The 8041-nt window shown below is 37.8% G+C and carries 6 protein-coding genes and 1 pseudogene; 5 read left to right on the top strand and 2 right to left on the bottom strand.

The window, feature by feature from the left end:
* Window positions 1–1171: 1171 nt before the first annotated feature.
* The 4 genes from ASJ81_RS06730 (at window position 1172) to ASJ81_RS06710 (ending at window position 3754) form a co-directional block, all read left to right on the top strand.
* Window positions 1172–1393, top strand: coding sequence for a CxxC-x17-CxxC domain-containing protein (locus tag ASJ81_RS06730; protein ID WP_095643811.1), 222 nt, complete (start codon window positions 1172–1174; stop codon window positions 1391–1393).
* 309 nt (window positions 1394–1702) lie between these two features.
* Complete coding sequence (locus ASJ81_RS06725; RefSeq protein ID WP_095643810.1) at window positions 1703–1909, top strand: CxxC-x17-CxxC domain-containing protein; 207 nt, start codon at window positions 1703–1705, stop codon at window positions 1907–1909.
* A 495-nt stretch (window positions 1910–2404) separates the two neighbouring features.
* Window positions 2405–2749, top strand: a complete 345-nt coding sequence (eif1A, locus tag ASJ81_RS06720) for a translation initiation factor eIF-1A (RefSeq protein ID WP_095643812.1) — start codon at window positions 2405–2407, stop codon at window positions 2747–2749.
* An 801-nt stretch (window positions 2750–3550) separates the two neighbouring features.
* A complete protein-coding gene (locus ASJ81_RS06710; RefSeq protein ID WP_080942166.1) occupies window positions 3551–3754 on the top strand; it encodes a CxxC-x17-CxxC domain-containing protein in 204 nt (67 codons plus the stop codon).
* A gap of 416 nt (window positions 3755–4170) precedes the next feature.
* Here ASJ81_RS06710 and ASJ81_RS06705 read toward each other — a convergent pair whose 3' ends face one another.
* The gene (locus tag ASJ81_RS06705; RefSeq protein WP_095643808.1) at window positions 4171–5805 is read right to left on the bottom strand and encodes an acetolactate synthase large subunit; all 1635 of its coding nucleotides are present in this window, start codon (window positions 5803–5805) and stop codon (window positions 4171–4173) included.
* Between the two features lie 280 nt (window positions 5806–6085).
* Complete coding sequence (locus ASJ81_RS06700) at window positions 6086–7450, bottom strand: NAD-dependent succinate-semialdehyde dehydrogenase (RefSeq protein WP_095643807.1); 1365 nt, start codon at window positions 7448–7450, stop codon at window positions 6086–6088.
* A gap of 321 nt (window positions 7451–7771) precedes the next feature.
* Here ASJ81_RS06700 and ASJ81_RS06695 point away from each other — a divergent pair.
* A pseudogene (locus tag ASJ81_RS06695) lies at window positions 7772–8041 on the top strand (IS110 family transposase); the annotation flags it as partial.

Genomic DNA, 8041 nt, shown 5'->3' with positions numbered 1-8041 from the left:
GGAAATGCTAACATTCAGGTGTTTTAAAACATCAATCGGATAAAAATGGATTATCAATTTGTTTGCAAGCCAAAATATTAAACTTACAAACCTAAAAGGTTCTTTGCAAGCAGGAGAAAATATCTTCAGGTTTAGTGAGAATACCTGAGGTTATTTGCTGGTAAACAGGAAACCTGACAACCGAACATTTTTTTCTAAAAAACTATATCCTGCACGTAGACTTCGGGCTCGAGATGTATTAATTCAGGTTTTCGAGATGTATTAATTCAGGTTTTCGAGATGTATTAATTCAGGTTTTCGAGGTATGTTAATTCAGGTTTATTAGTAACCTACATTCGGCAGCAAGCACATTCTAACACTTAAATATTCTTCATCATTAGTTTTTGTAGTTTCAGTTAAAAATCAGTATCATGAGGACTAGATATCTATTCTGATTTGTCGTTTCTCTCCTTTTGTTACAAATATATATTAATAATGTTATGGTTAACATTTAGTAATTTTTAATTTAAATTTAATTTAAATAGTTCTGAAAAAAACGATATCAATAGAAAAATTGAATGAATTTTTATGTCGACCTGCCGAAAGCAGGTAGTAAGGAGATAAACCTAACACTATCTTTACTCTTGAGCATATTCAAACTTATTTCAGGTTCATTTAATGTCGTTTTGTCACTAAGGTTAAGCCGGTTACACATATCACGACAAAGAAAAAAGATAACTTTGTTTTTTATTTAACATTTTATTCCTTATTGACATATTATATTTATTCCATCCATTATTTAGTATCTGTTATTTTATCTTTTAACTGGATTTATCATCTATTTATCAAAATTAGCCTACAATTTTTAGTTCCTTTTTACATGTTTAGTGTCTCTTTTAGTTGATGAAACACAGCTAATCTGTCAAGCCGTTATACTTACTTTATTAACCAAAATAGCAAACTTAAGGTCCTGAATATTTTTCTTTCATTTGCATACTTTTATTGTTAGAACTCTGGATACTTTACAGATATGTTTATATACGATAAAAGCTTGGGACATATTGGCAGTAAAAATAAAGAGCCATATAATCTGTTATTAAAAACTTCAATTTTGTTTTTAATAAAAGAATGTATAGATCTTATTTTTATAGCAACTTAGACTATATCCGCTATAAGCGGAGGTGAAACGAAAATGAGTTTTAATGACAGAGGGAGCTCTTTCAGGGGAAGAGACAGCAACCGGGGAAACAGAGACAACAATCGCGGAGGTTTCAGGGGTGGCAATAGCGGCCCCAGAGAAATGTACCCCGCAGTTTGCTCTGACTGTGGTGTAGAGACTCAGGTTCCATTCAAGCCAGCTGAAGGAAGACCGGTTTACTGCAGAGACTGCCTACCAAAACACAGGAAGTTCTAAATTCAGAAATCCCGACTTTTCTTACTTTAATTTTATCACTGGAAACTCTCCTATATCAGGAATTTCCATACTCCTTTTATTCTTTTAGGTACTTTTTCAGGATGTTTTCTCTTTAAGGAACCCGTTCCTATTTTCTCGGTTGTTATTTGGATTAATCTTATATAACATGGAAATTGTTATATCTATAGTAAAAATAGTGAGACATATAATCTGTTATTAAAAACTCCGTTTTTGTTTTTAAATAATAAGTTATATCCGATCATATTTTTATAGAGAATATGTATCCGCTATAAGCGGAGGTGAACGAAAATGGGTTTTAATGACAGAGGAAATTCCTACCACGGTGGCAATCGAAACAGCGGTCGCGGAGGTTTTAGAGGCGGCAACAGCGGTCCCAGAGAAATGCACAAGGTTGTCTGTTCTGACTGCGGAGTTGAGACTGAGGTTCCATTTAAACCAACGGAAGGACGCCCGGTTTATTGCAGGGATTGCCTTCCTAACCACAGGAAGTTCTAAAATAAAACTTCTTAACTAAAACTTAAGTAAAGTGTTGACATTTTTCAAAACCAACACTTACTCCATTTTTAGTCTTTGTTTTTGCATTAAGGCTAGTAAAGGATATCAGAACCCTGAACTTTATCAACCTTTCATATTTGTTTATACAATGGGATCTGAATACGATCACAAATATTTTTATAGTTTAATATTGTATAAAAATATCAGAATGGGGGTTTAGAGTAACTCTTAGTACAATAGACTTAAGAGTGACACCAAGAGTACTTGAAAAATTTTGAAGGATCTTTGAAATGATCTTGAAGGATTTTTGAAATGAGAGAGTTTCCTGAAGTTCAAGGTTTTTCAGATGTTTAGATCTTCAGTAGACTCTTTAGCCCCTATCCATTTGTGAACCTTAATGTCAAAGTACACGAAGCATCTACAGACAACAGAAAATTTGAAAAATCAAAAATAGTAAAAGCATATCATAATAAACTAATAACAAGAGGAATTAACCTGGCAAACTATAGAAGCAATGTAAGGAAGAGAAAAGCAGGGACGGGAAGCTCCGTGCCTTCTAATCAGGAAGTTACAAGAGTACGCACACCACGTAGGGAAAATCACGAAGTTCTGGCAACAGTATCAAGTTTACTTGGTTCTAAAAGAGTTACACTGCAGTGCATGGACGGTATAGTCCGAATGGGCCGAATTCCCGGGTCCAAAAATAAGAAAATGTGGATCCATGAAGGAGACGTAGTAATCGCCACCCCGTGGGATATTCAGGATTCTAAAGCCGACGTGATCTGGAAGTATACAAGGCCCCAGGTTGAATGGCTTGAGAGAAAAGGGTACCTCAAGTAAGTACCGCGAAATAAATACAGTAAAACTTATAAATCCAATTTCCTTGATTATACTCGTTTTCCCTGATTATATCCGGTTTTAGCCGCTTTTCGGTTAAACCTCTTCTCCTCTTAGAGGTTCTCAAATTAGAATTTTGATTTAAAAACTTATCTTCTTTTTCACTATTCGTGGACGCATCTATTTTCTTATATTGGATTGCTAATAAGATAGCGTAGAACTGTTTGGAGATAAGAATACACATAGGAGATCTTCATAAAAACGATTGTCAAATTAGATCTGAATTTTTTAGAGCTAATTTGATAGCCTCTCTTATATCCCCTTCTTCAGGCAATTACCTTTTATCTCTTAACTCACTTTTATCTCTTAACTCACTTTTATCTCTCAATTCACTTCTAATTTTTAGCATATTTTTAATCTATTTTTAATTTCTTCAACTACCTTTAATTTCTTCCTATTTCCTTCAGCCCTCTAGCTTAGCATACAACCTCTTAATTTTCCTCATCTGGCTGGGGAGTGAATTCCACTTGCAATTCAGTTCCTTTCTGTCCGTAAAATATTATATGGAAGTTTTAAGAGGCAGGTTAAGAAGAGCCAACTCTAAAACAGCAGGCACTTTCTGCATAATTTTGAGTTGATTTTTATGAGTAAAACTTATATAATTTGACCGTATATTAAGAACATTAAAAATAAAGAGATGTATAATCTGTTATTAAAAACTAGTTTCTGTTTTTAATCAAAGAGCAATATACAACCTTATTTTTAAACTATGGACTATCCGCTGTAAGCGGAGGTGAAAAGAAAATGGCTTTTAATGACAGAGGAAATTCCTTCAGAGGAAGAGACAGCAACCGGGGAGGTTTTGGAGGTCCCAGGGAAATGTACAATGCAACCTGTTCTGACTGTGGCGCTGAAACTCAGGTACCTTTCAAGCCTGACCCTGACAGACCAGTCTACTGCAGAGATTGTCTCCCTAACCACAGAAAACCTAGAGAAAACAGATACTAATATCAGGTTTACTCAAAAGATTTATTATACAAATCATGTCCGTTTCGTTTAGTTTGATCAGGCCAAACGGACTCTCTTCTTTTATAATATCATATTGAGTAATATTTTTATTTGAACGATAATGGTCTTTCTGTGACTGATCTATACGTTTTAAATTATTTTGTGATCTTTTAAACCAGGAAAACTATTTCCTACGTACGTCGGTGTCTATTCCGCATATTTTGATGTTTATTTTTTGATAAAGTCTTTATTCTTTTGATTCATTTTTATATTTTTGGACTTTCCTAGCCATTTGTTTCAGGAAGGTTTATATAAGTAAGCAATTTATGGTGCTTTTTTCTTAACTCTCAACCAGGCTTTTAATCCCTTTTTACCAGTAATAAAGAAAGCTATACATCCTGAAAAATAGTTCCCAATCAGAACTCACATGTAAGCTTTCCAAGTTCGATCGAGAAAGTTTCATAGTTTATGGAATAGTCAATCGGGCACTCAATAACTGCCACTTTGTTCAAGGCGAAAGCTTTCTCCAGGACTTCTGCAAGGTCATCGTCTTCCTTGACCCTGATACCCACAGCCCCGAAGCTCCTGGCAAAGAGAGAAAAATCAGGGTTTCCATAATCCAGCCCGAAATCCTCAAAATGCATCTTTTTCTGTTTCCACTTAATAAAGCCAAAACCATTGTCGTTCAGGACAAGGACAACAATAGGAATCCCATAGCGAATTGCAGTCTCAATTTCCTGACAGTTCATCATAAAACCCCCGTCTCCGCAGATTGCAAGCACGCGATGGTCAGGATAAAGAAGCTTTGCAGTAATCCCTGAAGGGAGACCTGCACCCATGGTTGCAAGGGCATTGTCAAGGAGCACGGTATTGGGGGCATAGGTCTTGTAAAGGCGAGCGAACCAGAGTTTGTAAATACCATTGTCCAGTGTGACTATATCTTCTCTCCCCATAACCTTTCTGACACTCTGAACTACAGCTTGGGGGAGAGGAGGGTAGCTTTTCCTGGCAGCAGTATTTATTTTTTCCTCAATGAAATATCTGGTGTGTTCAAAGATCGGAAACATCCGTTTCTCCGGAATACTTGCAGCGAGTTCCCGGATTGAAGAAGCAATATCCCCAATGACTTCTAATGTGGGGTTAAAATATCTGTCAGGCACGGATTCCACAAAGTCAATATTTATGATCTGTTTATCAAGTGTACTGTTCCACAGATACGGAGGATATTCGACTATGTCATACCCAATAGTGATTATAAGGTCAGCTCCGTCAATTCCGCAGTTAACATAATCCCTTGCATGAATTCCTGTAGCAAATAGACTGTAGCTGCAGTCATCGGGAACAATTCCTTTCCCCATCTGGGTATGCACCAGGTAGATGCCTGTCTGCCCGACAAAATTGTCGAGCTCCTCAGTAATCGCTTTTCGGTTTGCTCCTGAGGAAACCATAATCAGGGGATTTTTAGCCTCATTGATCATAGCTGCAGCTCTTTTTACAGCCTCCGGATCAGGGTAAGGAATTTTAATTTCGCTTCGCCTCTGAACCGTCGCCTCGGTCTCTTCTTCAGCTATATCTTCCGGAAGCTCAATGTGTATAGCTCCCGGCCTGTCAGCTACGGCGTGTTTGAAAGCGTTACGGATCACCGTAGGGATCATTCCCGGATCGGTAATGGACACAGCCTTTTTACAGAGAGGTTCCATCATTCTGACAGCATTTACAAGCTGAAAACGGGCCTGCCAGTTGTCAGTCAGAGCTTTCTGTCCGGATATGGAAATAAGAGGCGCTCCTATAAGCTGTGCCTGGGCAACGCCTGTAACAAGATTTGTGGCTCCAGGTCCAAGTGTTGAAAAGCAAACTCCTGGCTTTCCGGTCAACCTTCCATACGTTGCAGCCATAAACGCCGCAGCCTGTTCGTGCCTTGTTACTATCAGTTTGATTCTTGAAGTTCTCAGGGACTCAAGCAGGTCAAGGTTTTCCTCACCTGGCAATCCAAATATATATTCAACGCCCTCTTCTTCCAGCTGGGCAACAAAAAGATCCGAAGCTTTCATGAAAAAACTCCAATATAACTGTATGATTTATTTAACCCGAGTTTAACTTAACTCCGGTTTGCTTACTGAGCCTTGATTAAGTTATTTGTTAAGCTTATTCAGTTTACTGTTTAAGCTTAACCAGAATTTTTACTTAATCAGAATATTTAAGCTTAAACAGACTGTAAGACTTGAGCATGAAGACTGCCAAGCTTAAACAAATTAGCTTAATAAATTATGGATAAGTTTATTCATAAAAACTCCAATCGATTCTCAGCCCTTTAGACTCACTCCTTTAGACTCACTTGTTGACCACAACCGTCTTTATATTTACAAATTCCTTGAGTCCATAATGAGAAAGCTCCCGCCCGACTCCTGATTTTTTTGTTCCTCCAAAAGGCAGCCTCGGATCGGGTTTAACCATTCCATTAATAGCCACAAATCCGGATTTTATTTTTTTTGCTAACATCTGAGCCCTTTCAAGGTCTCTGGACCATATTTCGGCTCCAAGCCCGAACTCGGTAGAGTTTGCGACTTCAATAGCTTCACCTTCATCTTTTACTGTGATCACCGGGGCAATGGGCCCGAAAACCTCTACATTGCAAACCTTCATGTCGGTACTGGCTGCAGGAATGATAGTCGGTCTGAAGAAAAAACCCTTAATATGCTCTTCTCCGTAAACGTGAGGTTCTGCACCTTTCTTTTTTGCGTCTTTCAGAATTCTCTCTAGACTATCAAGAAACTCTTTCTTTGCAAGTGGCCCGATATCAGTTTCCTCATCCATAGGATCCCCGATTTTCAGTTCCTGCATTTCAAGCTCAAATGCCTCGATAAAGTCCACAGCAATATCTTCAAGGGCAATAAATCGCTTGGCAGCAGTAAAGTTCTGTCCGGTATTTAGAAAACTGGACTTTACGGCAACCTCAGCAGCTCTCTCGATATTGGCATCTTCAAGTATTATGAAAGGATCTGAACCTCCCAGCTCAAGTACGAGAGGCTTTACCAGGCTCCCTGCAAGTTCACCTATCTCCGAGCCTGCGTCTATGTTGCCAGTAAGCGAAATTCCATCTACCAGTTCTTCTTCAATAATTTGCATTGCTGTTTTTGAGTCAATTAATAATGTACTGAAAGTATTTTCAGGAAATCCTGCCTCAAGAAAGATTTTTTCGATTTCCAGCGCCGAAGCAGGCACATTTGAAGCAGGCTTTATTATGCACACATTTCCTGCACACATTGCAGACACTGCAAACCTGAAAACATACCAGAACGGGAAATTCCAGGGCATTATCCCGAAAATTACTCCAAGAGGTTCAAAGGTTACATAACTTTTCTCATTATCAGTATCCACAATTTCGTCTTTAAGAAGTTCGGCCGCATTTTCTGCGTAATAATCACAGAGCCAGGCACATTTTTCAATTTCGCCTCTTGACTGCTTGATAGGTTTTCCTATTTCTTTTGTAATAATCTCGGCATAAATTTCGGCGTTCTGCCTGAGGACTTTCCCAGCCCTTGAGAAGTATTTTGTTCTGTCCTCAACAAACAATGAACTCCACCCGGAAAAAGCAGTCCTTGAATTTTCAATCCTGGACTCGCATTCCTCGAAAGAAAATGAGTCATAAGTCCAGTTTACCTCTTCTGTATAAGGATTTATGGATTTTATTTTCATGACTTCCCCCCAAAAAGTCATTAAAAAATCATTTAACAATATTGGAATTTCCAGTATTATAATTTAAGGAAATTAAGCAGAAAACGTACATGAAATTCTTCGAATAACATGCACAAATCAATGAAAGTACTCTACGCCCTCTTTTTTGACTATTAAGCCCTTATTACCTTGGGCAGTAAGGTTGTCCTTATTTTGGTTTTTCAAAACCGTCAGAAAACTAATCAGTGAATTGCCATCGAAGGCTCAAATGTGACTTTGATCACGGATGCTAAATTGGCCTTTTAGGCAATTCGACTGCCCAAATAAATTGGGTGATGTTATATGATTGAAGTCATAAACAAAGCTTGTGGTCTAGACATTCACAAAATCTTTTTCATTGCTACAATTCTCAGTAGATCTGGCGAAAAACAACAGCAACGTTTCAACAGAGATGACGAAGGAATTTTAGCCCTTAAAAATTGGGTAATATCCGAAAAATGTAATGTTGTTGCATGTGAGTCAACAAGTGATTTCTGGGTTCCTATTTATGATTCTTTGATAAAGCATCTACCTGTAATAGTTGGAAATGCTCGAGATATGAAGGTATTTACC

It is taken from the genome of Methanosarcina spelaei (assembly GCF_002287235.1).
Taxonomy (GTDB): domain Archaea; phylum Halobacteriota; class Methanosarcinia; order Methanosarcinales; family Methanosarcinaceae; genus Methanosarcina; species Methanosarcina spelaei.
This window is presented reverse-complemented; position numbering and strand designations above follow the sequence as displayed.

Excerpts from the sequence above, each read along its gene's own strand:
- ASJ81_RS06730 (WP_095643811.1), top strand. The coding sequence starts at position 1,172 with ATGAGTTTTAATGACAGAGGGAGCTCTTTCAGGGGAAGAGACAGCAAC.
- ASJ81_RS06725 (WP_095643810.1), top strand. The coding sequence starts at position 1,703 with ATGGGTTTTAATGACAGAGGAAATTCCTACCACGGTGGCAATCGAAAC.
- ASJ81_RS06710 (WP_080942166.1), top strand. The coding sequence starts at position 3,551 with ATGGCTTTTAATGACAGAGGAAATTCCTTCAGAGGAAGAGACAGCAAC.
- ASJ81_RS06705 (WP_095643808.1), bottom strand. The coding sequence starts at position 5,805 with ATGAAAGCTTCGGATCTTTTTGTTGCCCAGCTGGAAGAAGAGGGCGTT.
- ASJ81_RS06700 (WP_095643807.1), bottom strand. The coding sequence starts at position 7,450 with ATGAAAATAAAATCCATAAATCCTTATACAGAAGAGGTAAACTGGACT.